The organism is Runella sp. (genome assembly GCF_965279615.1).
Classification (GTDB): Bacteria; Bacteroidota; Bacteroidia; order Cytophagales; family Spirosomataceae; genus Runella.
Map to the genome: position 1 here is coordinate 4,207,315 of NZ_OZ257252.1, position 14,584 is coordinate 4,221,898.

At 42.7% G+C, this 14,584-nt stretch carries 15 protein-coding genes; 12 read left to right on the top strand and 3 right to left on the bottom strand.

Annotated features, from left to right (window positions below; translation table 11 throughout):
* The first annotated feature begins 740 nt into the window (after positions 1 to 740).
* Entirely contained in the window at positions 741 to 1,370 is a 630-nt protein-coding gene (locus ACQY73_RS17970) for a sensor histidine kinase (RefSeq protein ID WP_428653355.1), read from the top strand.
* A gap of 3 nt (positions 1,371 to 1,373) precedes the next feature.
* Complete coding sequence (locus tag ACQY73_RS17975; protein ID WP_428653357.1) at positions 1,374 to 2,054, top strand: LytR/AlgR family response regulator transcription factor; 681 nt, start codon at positions 1,374 to 1,376, stop codon at positions 2,052 to 2,054.
* Between the two features lie 54 nt (positions 2,055 to 2,108).
* Here ACQY73_RS17975 and ACQY73_RS17980 read toward each other — a convergent pair whose 3' ends face one another.
* Positions 2,109 to 2,606 (bottom strand): hypothetical protein, encoded by a 498-nt coding sequence (locus ACQY73_RS17980; protein ID WP_428653359.1) that lies wholly within the window; start codon positions 2,604 to 2,606, stop codon positions 2,109 to 2,111.
* Between the two features lie 143 nt (positions 2,607 to 2,749).
* The gene (locus ACQY73_RS17985) at positions 2,750 to 4,375 is read right to left on the bottom strand and encodes an ABC-F family ATP-binding cassette domain-containing protein (RefSeq protein WP_428653361.1); all 1,626 of its coding nucleotides are present in this window, start codon (positions 4,373 to 4,375) and stop codon (positions 2,750 to 2,752) included.
* Between the two features lie 300 nt (positions 4,376 to 4,675).
* Between ACQY73_RS17985 and ACQY73_RS17990 the strand changes: the two genes are divergently transcribed.
* The 8 genes from ACQY73_RS17990 to ACQY73_RS18025 all read left to right on the top strand — a co-directional run bounded on the left by ACQY73_RS17990 (position 4,676) and on the right by ACQY73_RS18025 (position 12,429).
* Positions 4,676 to 4,966: a 2TM domain-containing protein gene (locus ACQY73_RS17990; RefSeq protein WP_428653363.1), complete on the top strand. Its 291-nt coding sequence runs from the start codon at positions 4,676 to 4,678 to the stop codon at positions 4,964 to 4,966.
* A 221-nt stretch (positions 4,967 to 5,187) separates the two neighbouring features.
* Positions 5,188 to 5,922 (top strand): metallophosphoesterase, encoded by a 735-nt coding sequence (locus ACQY73_RS17995; protein ID WP_428653365.1) that lies wholly within the window; start codon positions 5,188 to 5,190, stop codon positions 5,920 to 5,922.
* A 25-nt stretch (positions 5,923 to 5,947) separates the two neighbouring features.
* Entirely contained in the window at positions 5,948 to 6,799 is an 852-nt protein-coding gene (gene prs / locus ACQY73_RS18000) for a ribose-phosphate diphosphokinase (RefSeq protein WP_428653368.1), read from the top strand.
* A 415-nt stretch (positions 6,800 to 7,214) separates the two neighbouring features.
* Positions 7,215 to 7,787, top strand: a complete 573-nt coding sequence (locus ACQY73_RS18005) for a hypothetical protein (RefSeq protein ID WP_428653371.1) — start codon at positions 7,215 to 7,217, stop codon at positions 7,785 to 7,787.
* Positions 7,788 to 7,851: 64 nt separating this feature from the next.
* Positions 7,852 to 8,640: a hypothetical protein gene (locus tag ACQY73_RS18010; RefSeq protein ID WP_428653373.1), complete on the top strand. Its 789-nt coding sequence runs from the start codon at positions 7,852 to 7,854 to the stop codon at positions 8,638 to 8,640.
* Between the two features lie 35 nt (positions 8,641 to 8,675).
* Positions 8,676 to 11,399: a hypothetical protein gene (locus ACQY73_RS18015; RefSeq protein WP_428653375.1), complete on the top strand. Its 2,724-nt coding sequence runs from the start codon at positions 8,676 to 8,678 to the stop codon at positions 11,397 to 11,399.
* Positions 11,396 to 11,926 carry a hypothetical protein gene (locus tag ACQY73_RS18020; protein ID WP_428653377.1) on the top strand — a complete coding sequence of 177 codons (531 nt, stop codon included), beginning with the start codon at positions 11,396 to 11,398 and terminating at the stop codon, positions 11,924 to 11,926. The genes ACQY73_RS18015 and ACQY73_RS18020 overlap by 4 nt, the downstream gene beginning before the upstream one ends.
* Before the next feature lie 8 nt (positions 11,927 to 11,934).
* Positions 11,935 to 12,429, top strand: coding sequence for a hypothetical protein (locus tag ACQY73_RS18025; RefSeq protein ID WP_428653380.1), 495 nt, complete (start codon positions 11,935 to 11,937; stop codon positions 12,427 to 12,429).
* 49 nt (positions 12,430 to 12,478) lie between these two features.
* Here the strand turns inward: ACQY73_RS18025 and recO are convergent, their stop codons facing one another.
* Positions 12,479 to 13,174, bottom strand: a complete 696-nt coding sequence (gene recO, locus ACQY73_RS18030; protein WP_428653382.1) for a DNA repair protein RecO — start codon at positions 13,172 to 13,174, stop codon at positions 12,479 to 12,481.
* A gap of 45 nt (positions 13,175 to 13,219) precedes the next feature.
* Between recO and argB the strand changes: the two genes are divergently transcribed.
* Both argB and ACQY73_RS18040 read left to right on the top strand, forming a co-directional pair.
* Positions 13,220 to 14,029: an acetylglutamate kinase gene (gene argB, locus ACQY73_RS18035; protein ID WP_428653384.1), complete on the top strand. Its 810-nt coding sequence runs from the start codon at positions 13,220 to 13,222 to the stop codon at positions 14,027 to 14,029.
* 57 nt (positions 14,030 to 14,086) lie between these two features.
* The gene (locus ACQY73_RS18040; protein WP_428653386.1) at positions 14,087 to 14,551 is read left to right on the top strand and encodes a RidA family protein; all 465 of its coding nucleotides are present in this window, start codon (positions 14,087 to 14,089) and stop codon (positions 14,549 to 14,551) included.
* The last annotated feature ends 33 nt before the right edge of the window (positions 14,552 to 14,584 follow it).

Consider the following 14,584-nt stretch of genomic DNA (forward strand, 5'->3'; position numbering starts at 1 on the left):
CGGTGAAAGTACGAGAAATTGTTGTCAGTCAACAACAAAAGCGCCGCGCATTTATTTGACGGCCTTTAAGAATGCTTCGCCACTTGATTTCTGCCGTTACACCACGTCATTTAGGAAGTTTACCATCTTTATTTTTACGCTTGATTCTATCGTTTTTGCTTTGCATCATCATCCTTATCTTTACAACCATGCAAATCAATAAACGGCGACTTTTCGGGCTTCATTATGCTTTCGTTTTAACCGTCCTGCTTTTTTGGACATTTACGGTTACTCACAGATATACCTTTGATGGTGGGCACTGGATTGATTGGATTTCATTTATTTGGCCTTCAATTGTTAGTACTTTATTTTTAGAGAAAGATGCTCCCGTGTTAAATGCTTTGCTGCTTACACTATTTGCTTCCTCTTTTTACTTGTATATTTTTCAGGATTTGATTCAAAAAAAATACAAAAAATTTATTGGCAAATTTTTCTTATTTATTGTACTCCTATGCACTCTACGTATATTTCTTTGGGCTTTTTACGATTGGCTTCTTTTTAATTATACCTATAGTCATACTCAAAGTGACAAATGGATAAAAATACAACTTGAGAATGGAAATTTGTTTCGCCCTTTTGGAGCTCTTTTAGTAGATTCTTTTAACATTCTTACTCACAATGGACTTGTGAATATGATGCTTATGTTTGGAGTTGAAGATAATACCTTCTATCTCTTATACACCGCCTTTTTCACCCTAATTATGTACGTTTGGCAAAGCCGCAAGCGGGAAGCAGAACTTGAAAAACTGCAACGCGAAACGGAGATCCAATCACTGAAAGCACAGTTAAACCCACATTTTTTGTTCAATTCGCTCAATACCATTTACAGTTCGGCGCTTATTGAAAAAGATAATCCTACGGCGCAGTTGGTCCAACAACTATCGGGGATTTTGCGGCACAGCGTTGAAGAGGTTCAGCACGAGAAAACCACCATTCAGAAAGAGCTGGCATTTGTCGAAAAATACATTGCCCTCCAAAACGCTCGCTTGCCCGAGCATTCCAATATATCTATTCAATCTCAGCTTTTTTGGGATCAGGAGTCTGCCGAAATTGCTCCATTGTTGCTGATTCCGTTCATTGAAAATGCGTTTCAGTACGGAATCAGCATTGATGAACCGAGTTTTGTGAGTATAAATTTGCAGGTGGAAGATAAAAAAGTAGGGCTAAAAGTAGAAAACAGCATTACGCATAATCAGGACGAGAAGAAAGGTGCGGGAACAGGGCTGAAAAATGCCGAAAAACGGTTACAATTGCTCTATACTGACCGATACACTTTAAAATACGGGCAACAGAAAAATACCTTTGAAGTAGATTTGACAATTCAGCTCTAAACCATGAAAATCTCCTGCATTGCCCTCGACGACGAACCGGCTTCTTTGGCGGTGATTGAACAATACGCTGAACTGGTGCCTTTTTTAGCCTTAAAGCGAACCTTCGTGAGCGTAAAAGAGGCATTGACTTTTCTTAAAACCGAACGGGTAGACTGCGTATTTCTGGACATAAAAATGCCGGATCTGCTCGGCACAGAGTTAGCACGAATTCTCAAAGGGCAAACACAAATCATTTTTATAACGGCCTATTCAGAATACGCCCTACAAGGCTTTGAAGTACAAGCCCTTGATTATCTACTCAAACCAATAGAATTTGACCGTTTTTTGCAAACTGCCAATCGGGTTCATGCGCACCTGAGTCAGCGTGTAGAAGGACAAAGTTCTATTTTTGTGAAGGAAGGTTACGATTGGGTACGGATTCAACTCAATGAAGTGCAATACATCCAATCAGACACCAATTTACTTTTCATTTATGAGCGAAATCGTCGCATCATCACACGCATGACCATGACCGAAATGCTGAGTTTATTACCGCCCGAACGATTTCTGCGTGTGCATAAATCATATATTGTAGCGGTAGAATCCATTCAAAAAATAGAACGGCATCAGCTTACCTTGGACAAGGGAGTAGTACCGATTGGAGAATTGTATCGTGAAAAAGTAGGACAGTTACTATTGAGATAAAAACACAAAAACCGCCAAGCGTTTGGCGGTTTTTGCAAAATGATCAAGACAAACTCAACGGCATTTTGTGACCTCTTCGCCTTTGTTGTTTATCATTTTAAAACACTCCAGTTTTATTTCCATTTTGACTCCGTCTTTGGTTGAGCCGGAGACGGTAGCCACGGTCGAGTTGGCCGTTTCAGACAGTTTCAATTGACCGTTTGCTTTTTCGGTCACTTTTATGGCTTCTTTTCCGATCTCGTATCTTGTTCCAACCAATCGTTTGCCAAACGCTACTTTGACGTAAAAAACATCGGTTCCCGCCATTGCTTTGGCTCGGTCGGGAGCAATAAGTTGCAGACTGGTTACGCCTTTTCCGTCGGCCAACGAAAATTGATTTCCGAAAGCGATCTCTTTGATGATGTTGCAACTACACGTAGTCGTGGGCGAACTGAAATCATATGTACCGGCGTTTGCTCCACCCGTAAGTTTTACATGCATTTTGGTATTTTGCGCAAAGCCGCTTACCAAAAATGTAACTGTGAATAAGAAACTGAAAACAAGATTTTTCATGAATTTAGAGTTTACATTGACAGGGCAAAGCTATCAGCATGGTCGTCGTTTGTCAATAGCACAATTGTGCCATTGGCATTGACCAATAAAAAACCATGGCCCGATCAAAAGCCATGGTTTTCAACTGATTCATTAATTATTTTCTATACCAATTCACCATACAACGCCTCACGCTGTGCTTTTACGCGGGCGTCGGTAATGTATTCGTCGTAGGTCATGAGTTTATCAATGATACCGTTTGGCGTGATTTCGATGATGCGATTGGCTACCGTTTGAATAAATTGGTGGTCATGTGAATAAAACAGCATCGCCCCTTTAAATTCGATCAGACCATTGTTTAATGCTGTAATTGATTCCAAGTCCAAGTGGTTGGTTGGATCGTCAAGTGTCAGGAAGTTAGAACCTGAAAGCATCATTTTTGAGAGCATACAACGTACCTTTTCACCTCCGGAAAGCACACTTGCTTTTTTTAGCGATTCTTCTCCCGAAAACAGCATCCGGCCTAAGAAACCCCGAATAAAGCTCTCGTCTTTTTCTTTCGAAAACTGACGAAGCCAATCTACCAGGTTGTCTTCCGTTTGGAAATAATGATCGCTGTCTTTTGGAAAATACGCGTTTGTCACCGTTACACCCCATTTGAAACTACCCGAATCAGGTTTGATCTGTTCCTGAAGGATTTCAAACAATGCCGTGATCGCCAAGGTATTGCGGCCGATGAATGCTACTTTATCTTCGCGGTTAAGACGGAAAGATACATTTTCAAATAATTTGGTGCCGTCTTCTGCGGTTTTGGAAAGACCTTCCACATTCAATACCTGATCACCGATTTCGCGTTCAGGTTTGAAGTTAATATAAGGATATTTACGCGACGATGGTTTGATCTCGTCCACGTTGAGTTTTTCCAACATCTTCTGACGCGCCGTTGCCTGTTTTGACTTGGCTACGTTGGCACTGAAACGACGAATGAACTCCTCCAATTCCTTCCGTTTTTCGTCCGACTTCTTGTTTTGATCGGCGCGTTGCTTCAATGCCAATTGGCTTGATTCGTACCAGAAAGTATAGTTACCGCCGTACATCTGTACTTTGCTGAAATCAATATCCACCACGTGCGTACACACTTGGTCAAGGAAGTGACGGTCGTGGGAAACTACAATGACGATGTTTTTGAAGTTGTTCAAAAAGTTTTCCAACCACATGACCGTTTCTACGTCCAAGTTGTTGGTAGGCTCATCCAATAACAAAATATCAGGATTACCGAAAAGTGTTTGAGCCAACAGTACCCGCACTTTTTGGCTCGGGTCAAGGTCAGTCATTTGGGCATAATGCAAATCTTCTTTGATGCCCAAACCGCTCAATAATGAAGCCGCTTCCGGCTCGGCTTCCCAGCCATCAAGCTCGGCGAATTCGGCTTCCAAGTCGGCTGCCTTTTCACCATCAGCTTCGGTAAAATCTTCTTTGGCGTAGATGGCATCTTTTTCTATCATGATGTCATACAGGCGTTTGTGGCCCATAATAACCGTTTGCAAGACTTGAAACTCATCAAATTCAAACTGATTTTGCTTCAATACTGCCATCCGTTGGCCCGGTGTAATGGCTACGGTACCGGTTTGCGGGTCGATTTCGCCCGATAAGATTTTTAAGAAAGTAGATTTCCCCGCGCCGTTCGCCCCAATAACGCCGTAGCAGTTGCCCGGATTAAATTTAATATTTACTTCGTCGAAAAGCACCCGTTTACCGTAGCGCAACGACACGTTTGATACCGTTATCATTAATGAATTGAAAGTTTCTGTGAAAGATGGTGCAAAAATACAAAATTTTTGGGGGAATGCGGATTATAAATCCGCGACAGATTATGTCAGGATTGCAAATCCTGACAAGCAGTAATTCACTCCGCGATTACAGACCTGACGGGCAGTAACATTTCACTCTACCCATTCTAAATTTGGTATGCCGTTCACTACACTTCGTCGGAATTTGCTGTTGAGCGCCGCAATTACCTTCTACTTTTGATTCAACAAACAGCCAAAGACAAATAGTATTTAAACTAATAACCTAAAACAAATACAACCATGAACACAACATTCACCTCCGATCCTACTCCCGAACGCAACGAGTATTTGATGAAAATCGCTTATCGCCGCGTACGTTTTCAAAAACATGCCATTGTTTATTTTATCGTTTGTTCGGTTATTTCTTTACTCTGTCTGATCGAAGGCGGCAAAGTTCCCGTTGACCTGTGGTGGGCGTGGGGTATAGGATTAGGTATTCATGGTATAGTAGCGTACGGTTTTGTTTTCGACGAGCGGAAAGCTACGGAAGACGAATACAGGAAGTTGATTCGTGAGGAAAACAAAGCTTGATTTTGCTGACGATCATTCGTTGATTTAAGAATTTTATTGCGGGATGGGTTTAACTTTAAACGTTAAATTCATCCCGCATTTTTGTATTTTCCCGAAATTAATGACTGAAAAAGGGTCGAAAATGACGAAAAATAAGAAGAAGTTGCATTTGCTAATCATTTAGCCAACATTTGTATCTCTTAAACAGCCTTCTTGAAAAAGCGGCGGATTGCTCAAAAAGGATGAAAAGAACATTAGCAATAGGTGATATACACGGTGGATTGAAGGCGCTGCGGCAAGTACTTGAGCGGGCTAAGGTGCAGCGCGACGATATACTTATTTTCTTGGGTGATTATGTCGACGGTTGGGGTGAGTCTGCTCAGGTCATTGAATTTCTCATCCAATTAGCCACACAACATTCTTGCCTATTTATGAAAGGGAACCATGATATGTGGTGCGAAAATTGGCTCGACAGCGGCATTGCACCCCATGTTTGGCTCATGCACGGCGGAAGCAGCACGGCGGAAAGCTATAGACACTTTGATAAAAAACAACGGCAGGAGCATTTGGCTTTTTTTAATCAATTGAAAAGCTACCACATCGACTCCGAGAATCGCCTGTTTGTGCACGCGGGGTTTGCGTCTATTCACGGTCCTGAGGATGAGTATGATGACAGCAATTTTTTGTGGGACAGAACACTTTGGGAAACTGCGCTGACGATGCAACGCAGAAGCCAAAAAGACGACAGCATGATGCCCAAACGCCTGAAACTGTTTAAAGAAATATTTATCGGCCATACGCCGACGCTCAATTATAACACGGATATTCCAATGAATGCCTGTAATGTTTGGAATGTTGATACCGGCGCTGCTTTTCACGGAAAACTCAGCATCATAGACATCGACACAAAGCAGTTTTGGCAAAGCGATGTGGTCCAACGTTTATACCCCAACGAAAAAGGACGAAATCATTACTAATAAATTATAACATACACAGCAATTCATGAAAACACTTGATCTCATTACATCCGAAAATTCAGACATTCAATTCAAAAGCTTCAATTTTCCCGACGGGCAGCCTCACATTAAAATCGACGTCAGTTCGTTAGAAGGCGTTGAATCCTGTAAAATCCTAACGCGGTTGGCGAGTATGAACGATGTATTTTTGGCGCTTGCTGCCAAAAATGCCCTTGAATACGCAGGAGTAGAACAAATCGAACTGACCGTTTCTTACCTTATGGCGGCACGGATGGACCGCGTTATGACTGACGGCGAACCGTTTTCATTGAAGATCGTGGCGGATATTCTCAATTTGGGAGGATTCAAGCGCGTCACTATTTTTGACCCGCATTCAGATGTATCGACGGCCCTAATTAATCGTTCTACGGCTATTGACAATTCATTGTTGGTAAAAGCGGCGGTTGAGGATTTCTCTCAACGTTTCCCGGAACAAATAGCGCTCGGACATTGCCTGATTTCTCCTGACTCAGGGGCTTTAAAAAAGGTATATAAAGTAGCTCAGCAATTGGGAATAGACGATGTAGCGGAATTCATAAAACACCGTGACGTAAAAACGGGGCATCTTTCCGGTTTCAAAACATTTGAGGAAAATTTTAATCAAAAAACATGTTTTATTGTCGATGACCTGTGCGACGGCGGCGGCACTTTTGCCGGAATAGCTTCTTTACTGAAAAGCCGTAATGCGGGCGCTGTTGTGTTGGTTGTAAGTCATGGAATTTTCAGTAAAGGCCTCTCTATCTCAGGGATTGACCATATTTATACCACTGACTCGTATCGAACTTTCTCTGAGTTACCCGAAAATTTCAATGTAAAAAAGGTCATAGCGTTTGTGTAACGGCTCATTTTTCTGCGCCGGCCAACGTACTGTTTAAGGATGATAAGTATATGTCACCTAAAAAACCCAATTAACCGGTATAGTTTTTGCTATTAGACGTTGCGTTTTTTCGAATAATTATTTCGTATAAAAAGCAGACAGGCAACCTGTCTGCTTTTTTCTTATAAGATTATAGAACATTCCAATCGTGCATTTTAAACGGTATTTTTTAAGGTATGGCCTTAAAGTTGGTTCAGTATGGTTACCGGTTTGTAGAGCAGATCACGAAAACCTAATTGTGAGAATCAGAGAATAAAATCAGAGGAATGGAAAGAGGCGTTGGGGCATTTTTTCTAAAGTCTGTTTACAACCATGCTTAACCAAAACGTGCGCTTTCTTTACCTCTTTTATTCAATTTTTTAACTACTCAAACACAATGATTAAAACCAATTACCTTGCTCTATTTGCTTTTGTGGGAATAAGCACACTTTCCCAAGCACAGTCGGATGCCGGAACCGATGCGCACACAGTACAGATCACAATTCCCAGTGTAGCCCTTGTAGACATTGAGCCAAGCGGTTCTAAAGACATCGCCTTAGCTTTTGCCGCCCCTACCGAAGCAGGGAACCCCATTACCGCTCCAACTGCCAATACAACGTTATGGCTTAACTATTCTTCGATTGTAGCTACTACCGGCGTTACTTCCCGAAGAATTAACGTTAAAGTATCAAGCGGTACCATTCCTCCGGGTACTAATTTGACCGTACAGGCGGCGGCGGCCTCCGGCTCGGGTGGTGGAGATGTCGTAGCAACAGGTTCTTCGGTTATCACGCTTACGACCACCGACCAATCTTTGCTTACCGGTATTGGCAGCGCTTACACGGGCAACGGTGCCAACAATGGCCATCAATTGACGTATAATTTGGCCCTTGCTTCGGGAGGCTATGCCAATTTAAAGTCGGATGCCAGTACAACTGTTACAGTTACCTACACTATTGCAGATAATTAATTCCGGACAAGAATCACCTTCTGAATTGAGGGTGATTCTTTCATTTTTTTAACGAACTCACGAAATGTTTACGCGTTGTTTGCAGGCTGCCGGCCTGTTGGTACTTGTTTGTCATTGGACGTTTGCCAAGGTAATGGTTATCAATGGTTTGACACATGTTCATGCCGGTAGGCAGGGGCAATTACTAAAGGGGAAGATTCAGGTAAAGAATGTAGGTGCAACGACCGAAAAAATTCTGATCTACCAAAACGGCCTTTTACAAACATGCGATGAGAGAAACGATTTTGTTCCGGTCGAAGGCCAAGTGAGAGGGCTTGGGAAATGGCTAGAAACCAATGTAGACGAGACGGTTATCCAAGCCGGGGAAACGTATGAAATTCAATATACTATCAACGTTCCGCAAGATACTTCATTGAGCGGTTCTTACTGGTCGCTGTTGATGATAGAAGGTGCTGAACCGGTCAATAAAGCACTTAACAGTCAATTTACAGTAGGTTCTAAAATCCGGTATGCCGTTCAAATCATTGCAGACATTGGTACGCCGGAAAACCCCAAATTGAATTTTGAAAAAGTAGACCTAAAACAAGCTGAATCGGGCAATAAGGCAGTTCGGGCCAAGCTTAAAAATCTTGGAAAATTTATGGCAGTTCCTAAATTAACCTTGGAAATATATTCGAAAGATGGCCAAAAAATAAAAACTTTTGAATCGACTTATCAGAAAATTTATCCCTTTACCTGTAAAGATTTTGCAATAGAGATCAGCGGATTGGTCGGTGGAAAATACGACGCCGTTTTAGTAGCCGATTATGGACAGGATCTCTTTGGAACAAACTTGGTCATCGACATTGAATAGAGTCCGGCAAGCTTTTGCAGGAGAAAACCGCTACCGTGAAAAATTACTTTCTCGCCATATTGTTCTTTCTCCTGCCTCGCTTGGGATTTGCTTCGGATGAGATTTCCATTGAGATTTTGAACGCGCCTCAGCACATAAAGCCCGGTGAGTATTTTACGTTATTCATCGAGATAAAAAGCAATTATGTAGTAGATCCGACCTTTTCAACCTCGATGGCGCTGCCTGAACATTGGCAGGTACTGGCAAAAAACCAACCGGATATCAATAAAAATGCCGGCAATCAAAAATACGTATATACGATAGCGGTACCGCGAATGGCGTCGGCCGGAGAATACGTAATTGCTTTAAAAGCATGGGAAAAAGGGCTTTCAAAAGCAAGTAAAGATGTCAAATTGCAGGTAGAAAAAGTACGAAAAGTAGAAATAACGCCCTTGGACTATCCGGAGTATTTGAGGGAAGGAGAAACATTGAAGGTGGAATATTTGGTACAAAATGCAGGAAATGGAAAAGAGAACATAGAATTACACAGTTCGAGAGGAAAAATAGCCGGTCCGAAAAGCGCAATTGTATTAGAAAAAAACGAGTCGATAAAAGTTGAGGTAACCCAACTCATTGCCACCTCTGAAGAGAATATGTGGTTGGTCAATACCGATTTAAAGGTAAGTTTTGGCGACACAAGTCAACCGGTGCATCACTTACTGACGATTCCTGCCTACGCCACCAAAAACAAAAAAAGCGACCCTTATCTTCGTTTCCCCGTTGAAGGCGGCATCATCTACCATACATTTCGGAGTGCGGCCTCTGTGCGTCAAGGATTTCAGTATGAGTTGAAAGGAGCCGGCAACCTTGATTTTGAGCGAAAGCATTCCATTGATTTTATTGCTCGAAATGCCAATCAGTTCGGTTACGCGGCCATTGGCGCTTACGAGCAATATTCCTTTAATTATGCCTACAAACGCGAAAATGACCGTATTTCATCCATCGCTTTGGGCGACTATAATTTGATGTTCTCTCACCTTATAGAATTAAATCGCTTCGGGCGGGGTGTAAAAATAGACCACCAATTTGGTCGTTCGGGAATGAGCGTTTTTTATCAGGAGCCGCGATTTTATCGGGATACCAAGCAAAATATCGGCGGGAGTTACACCTTTAAACCCTTACCAACAACCACTTTAGGGGTTAATTTGCTCCATAAAAATCACATATATAACAATCGCCCGCTACAAACTGAGCTGTTGAGTACATCGCTGCAGGTTCGCAATGAATATTTGTGGTGGGATGCTGAATTGGCCGCGAGCCATACTTCTTCCAAGCTTGGTTTCGGGGCGTTCAGCAGCTTGAATTTTTTCAGAAAACGCATACGATTTTATAATAATATTGTTTTTGCCGGCAACCGGTTCTACGGTTTTTATACCAATAGTCGGTTGTTTAATACCTCTTTGTATTATGCCATTACGCCCAAAATAACGCTTGGCGGAGTAATGAATTACAGCCGCGTAAATCCCGGTCTGGACTCAACGATCTATAGCCAATCGCCCTATTTCATGAGTAACGTGGCGGAACTTACGCTTCGGCCCAACAACAAAAATCGCATTGTTTTGAGTTATAATCAATTGCACCGCGAAGACCGCGCCAATACGAAGCGATTTGATTTTAAAGAAGATTTTCTGCGCTACGCCTATTTTTTGAACACCAATCGCTTTAATCTTTGGCTCGACGGCAATTATGGCTACAGCCAAAATCTTTTGGTCTCACCGGATGCCTCCTCCCGACGCCTTTCGATTCGTAATCTGATGCAAATGCAGGTGACGATTGTGCGAGGTTTGACGCTTGGGCCAAACATTGAATACCTGCGAACCAATCGGTATTCTCCCCAAAATGAACTACAGGATTTTGTATTTTACGGCGGTACATTGCGGGTTCAGTTGAAAAAATATTTTGATTTATCGGTGATGTACCGAAACAATTATACCATTGATGAATTGACCGAAAAACGGATGTTCTTTGATGTACAAGCCAATCTAAGATTTAATCACCATCAATTGAGTTTAGTGGGCAGTCAGGCGTATTACCCTATTCTTACCGAACAAAACACGCTGTATTTTGGGGTAAAATATAGCCTGAACATCAATTTGCCCATTGCCAAAAGTCGTAACCTTGGAAGCATCAAAGGACAAATTACGGGCGCATCCAACGTTCGGAAAGCGGGAGTTTTGCTTCAGATCGGCGATCAGAAATTTGTCAGTGACAAGAACGGTTTTTTCATGTTTAACAGCTTGGTTCCCAATAAATATTACATCACTTTAGTTCGTTCGTCGATGCAGGAAGGCGATATTCCCGTTCGTTCCATTCCTATCGAAGTCGATGTAAGAGCCAACAGCAATTATATTGTAAAGATACCTTTTGCTAAATCAGGCAGGATTGTTGGTAAAGTTCTCCTTGAAAAAGCCGCTCAAATCCGAAACGAGCAAGTGAATAATGCCCTGCCCGATATTCTTGTTAAGCTGTACAACGAGCGTGAAAGTTATACAACAAAGGTCAATTCTGATGGAATATTTTCATTTAAAGAGGTAAAACCCGGGAGTTGGAACGTGATGCTTTGGATACCCGGCAACCCAAAAACCTACGTCATTGATAACAGCAACAGCACAATTGAAGTCAAAGAAAAATCCTCGCATGAATTAACGTTTACGATAAAAGCAGTAGAGCGAAAAATTCATTTTACAGAGAACAATTTCTATCTGGGGGCAAAAGAATGAACTACTTGACTATTATCGTTCTGCTGTTCGCCGGTTTGGTTTGTAACGCACAAAGTTCTGTAGCGGTCAATGTAAGTTTACCTACGGTAACGTTGCTGGATATTGAGCCAAGCACGGCTGCCATTGCTCTGGCGCTGCAAACACCGATCGAAGCGGGATTTCCGGTAACGGTTCCTTCTGATAATTCTACAAAATGGCTCAATTTTACATCTGCTGTTGCGGTGGGAGGAAGTCGAAAAATCACAGCTCAGGTAACTTCCGGTACTATTCCCAACGGATTGCGCCTGAAACTCAGCCTTTCAAGTTATACGGGCACCGGAGCAGGTTCACTCGGCTCGCCGGTTACAAGTATTTATTTAAGTGCGGCAGCACAAAACATCGTCACCGGTATCGGTGGTGCTTACACGGGCAATGGAAGCAACAACGGCTATAATTTGACGTATGGCTTGGAAATCAATAACTACAGCCAACTGCGCTACAATGCTTCTGCCACGCTGACCATTACGTATACCTTAATGGATAACTGACCTACGCAATGAAAAAATCATCCCGTCTATTTTTTTTGCTGCTAATTTTCTTCATTACTCGGTCAGCATTCGGACAAACGATCTCAGCTACGGGTACAACTTGGAATGCATCAGTAACAACGATCACCGAAGCGGGCAGTAATTATTCTTCCAATATCACAAGCGCCGCCAATCAAACAACGCTTACGATCTCGGTCGGTTTGGCTTTGCTGACGAATTGGAAAGTGTTTGTCAAAAAGCAGGATGCCACCTGGAATTCAAATTTAACGGTATGGGTACGAAAGACGGGGGACGGAACCGGTATCCTAACGCCCGTTTTAGGTACGATTTCACCCAACGGCGCCACAAGTTTTATACAATTAACAGCCACCAATCAGGAAATTTTCACCGGTTTTTCCAATCGTTTCAACGTCCCGATTCAATATGAAATACGAGGGCTATCGGTATTGATTCCCGCAAGCAGTTATTCCACCAGCGTCATTTTTACGGTCATTGATATTTAAATCTTATATTTCCTTAAATGCCTTGTATGGTTAATAATCATCGCGGAATTTATCTCATCAACTCCCGCAGCACTTCCAATGATTTTATCTCACCCAATCCTTCCAAGTGAATTTTGAAGTAAAAAAGAAGTGTATCCAACAGTTGGTTGCGCCGTTGTCGGTCTAAAAAAGCAGGATATTCAAACGGCATCAAAATGAAATTTTGCATGATTTCGCGAGCGTGAGCATCTAAGGTATGCGGATAAAGGCTTTCTTTGAGTTGCTGCTCCATTTCACGAACAGTTTCAGCGCCGAATCCCAGGTAAAAGGCAAATTTGGCCAGGAATTGTAAATGAAAATTCTCGAAATGTTCTTCGGCCTCTTCCAGATAGATAATACCTTCCATCAGAAAATGAAACAGCGGCGGATTGGCTTCTTCTTCGCGCAGTGTCTTGACCAGCATCTCCGTTACAAACAACGCAATGCTTGATTTAATAAAGTCAAAAGGCAAACTTCGAAACGGCAAGCTGCATTTTACTTCCGAAAGACGGTGAATGGTCTGCTCTTTATTTTTGTGGTACACTACCAGATCCAATAAAGTAAGCGGTTGAAAAAGCGCAATGCGATTGGTCTTGGATTTAGCACTGCGAACGCCATTGACAATGTAGCTTTGAATACCAAAATCTTCCGTGTAAATCTTAACAATAATGGAAGTTTCGCGGTAGCGAATATAATTGAGGACAATACCGCGTGTTTTGTGGAGCATGAGTGTAACTTTGAAGCGAAAATAACATAAAATGTACAGATTCTTATGAAACCAAAGCTCTACGTTGTCAAGATTGGCGGAAATATAATCGACAATCCTGACGCGCTTCGTTCATTTCTGACTTCTTTCGCGGCCTTAAAAGGCAACAGGATTTTGCTTCATGGAGGCGGTAAGATCGCTACCCAAGTGGCCGAAAAACTGGGTATTCCCACCGAAATGGTCGAAGGGCGTCGCATTACCGATCATGCCATGCTTGATGTCGTGACAATGGTATACGGAGGATTGGTAAACAAAAACATGGTGGCTACGCTCCAATCATTAGGCACTAACGCGATTGGGCTTACGGGCGCCGATGCCGGCCTTATTCGGGCACATAGACGTCCCGTTAATGACAATGTAGAGCCTGTCATTGATTACGGTTTTGTGGGTGATATTGATGCCGTAAACGGTAAACAATTAACTTCATTTTTAAAAAGCAAATTACTTCCAATCATTGCACCTTTAACGTTTGATCCTTCCTTGGGCGTAATGCTCAATACCAATGCCGATACCATGGCTTCGGCCGTAGCCGTAGGATTATCGGAGTTTTACGACGTTAATCTGGTGTATTGTTTTGAGAAAAACGGTGTCTTATTAGATGCCGAAAATGACGATACCGTTATTCCTGTGTTAACTCCCGAGCTGTACGCCACCTGCAAAACAGCGGGTGCCATTTACAAAGGAATGATTCCAAAACTGGACAATGCCTTTGCCGCCCTACGCAATGGCGTAGCCGAAGTAACGATTTGCCACGCCGACCAACTACGTCAGGCAGTAACCAAAAAAACCGCCGGCACCAAACTTACCCTTGGTTAGTATGAATCTCCGTTATCCATTTTCCACAATCCCTATTTTTCCATAACACTAAAACCCATGACTCCCGAACAAAATCTTGCTAATTTGGGCATTACCCTTCCTGCTCCTCCGGCCAAAGGAGGTGTTTATACGCCGGTTGTTGTCACCGGCAATTTAGCTTACATTTCAGGCCATATTTCCTTAGACCTTGACGGCACCGTGATTGCCGGGAAAGTAGGAAAAGACCTTACCGCCGAAGAAGCCAAAGTGGCCGCGCGCAAAACGGGCTATTTATTGCTCGCAACGCTGCGTTCTTATTTCGGCAGCCTCGACAAAATCAACAAAGTAGTTAAGATACTAGGCATGATAAATGCCGTTCCTGAATTCGAACAACATGCCTTTGTCATGAACGGGTGCAGTGAATTATTTGCCGAGATCTGGGGCGATGAAAAAGGCGTAGGTGCTCGCAGCGCCGTAGGCATGGGCTCCCTGCCTCGCATGTGTGCCATTGAAATTGAAGTGATATTTGAGTTAGCGCCGTAACCTCACCCCCGCCTTCGGCACCCCCTCTCCTTG

What these genes read in the sequence shown, in the direction of transcription:
- ACQY73_RS17970 (WP_428653355.1), top strand. Translation starts at nt 741, where the DNA reads ATGTACGTTTGGCAAAGCCGCAAGCGGGAAGCAGAACTTGAAAAACTG.
- ACQY73_RS17975 (WP_428653357.1), top strand. Translation starts at nt 1,374, where the DNA reads ATGAAAATCTCCTGCATTGCCCTCGACGACGAACCGGCTTCTTTGGCG.
- ACQY73_RS17980 (WP_428653359.1), bottom strand. Translation starts at nt 2,606, where the DNA reads ATGAAAAATCTTGTTTTCAGTTTCTTATTCACAGTTACATTTTTGGTA.
- ACQY73_RS17985 (WP_428653361.1), bottom strand. Translation starts at nt 4,375, where the DNA reads ATGATAACGGTATCAAACGTGTCGTTGCGCTACGGTAAACGGGTGCTT.
- ACQY73_RS17990 (WP_428653363.1), top strand. Translation starts at nt 4,676, where the DNA reads ATGAACACAACATTCACCTCCGATCCTACTCCCGAACGCAACGAGTAT.
- ACQY73_RS17995 (WP_428653365.1), top strand. Translation starts at nt 5,188, where the DNA reads ATGAAAAGAACATTAGCAATAGGTGATATACACGGTGGATTGAAGGCG.
- prs (WP_428653368.1), top strand. Translation starts at nt 5,948, where the DNA reads ATGAAAACACTTGATCTCATTACATCCGAAAATTCAGACATTCAATTC.
- ACQY73_RS18005 (WP_428653371.1), top strand. Translation starts at nt 7,215, where the DNA reads ATGATTAAAACCAATTACCTTGCTCTATTTGCTTTTGTGGGAATAAGC.
- ACQY73_RS18010 (WP_428653373.1), top strand. Translation starts at nt 7,852, where the DNA reads ATGTTTACGCGTTGTTTGCAGGCTGCCGGCCTGTTGGTACTTGTTTGT.
- ACQY73_RS18020 (WP_428653377.1), top strand. Translation starts at nt 11,396, where the DNA reads ATGAACTACTTGACTATTATCGTTCTGCTGTTCGCCGGTTTGGTTTGT.
- ACQY73_RS18025 (WP_428653380.1), top strand. Translation starts at nt 11,935, where the DNA reads ATGAAAAAATCATCCCGTCTATTTTTTTTGCTGCTAATTTTCTTCATT.
- recO (WP_428653382.1), bottom strand. Translation starts at nt 13,174, where the DNA reads ATGCTCCACAAAACACGCGGTATTGTCCTCAATTATATTCGCTACCGC.
- argB (WP_428653384.1), top strand. Translation starts at nt 13,220, where the DNA reads ATGAAACCAAAGCTCTACGTTGTCAAGATTGGCGGAAATATAATCGAC.
- ACQY73_RS18040 (WP_428653386.1), top strand. Translation starts at nt 14,087, where the DNA reads ATGACTCCCGAACAAAATCTTGCTAATTTGGGCATTACCCTTCCTGCT.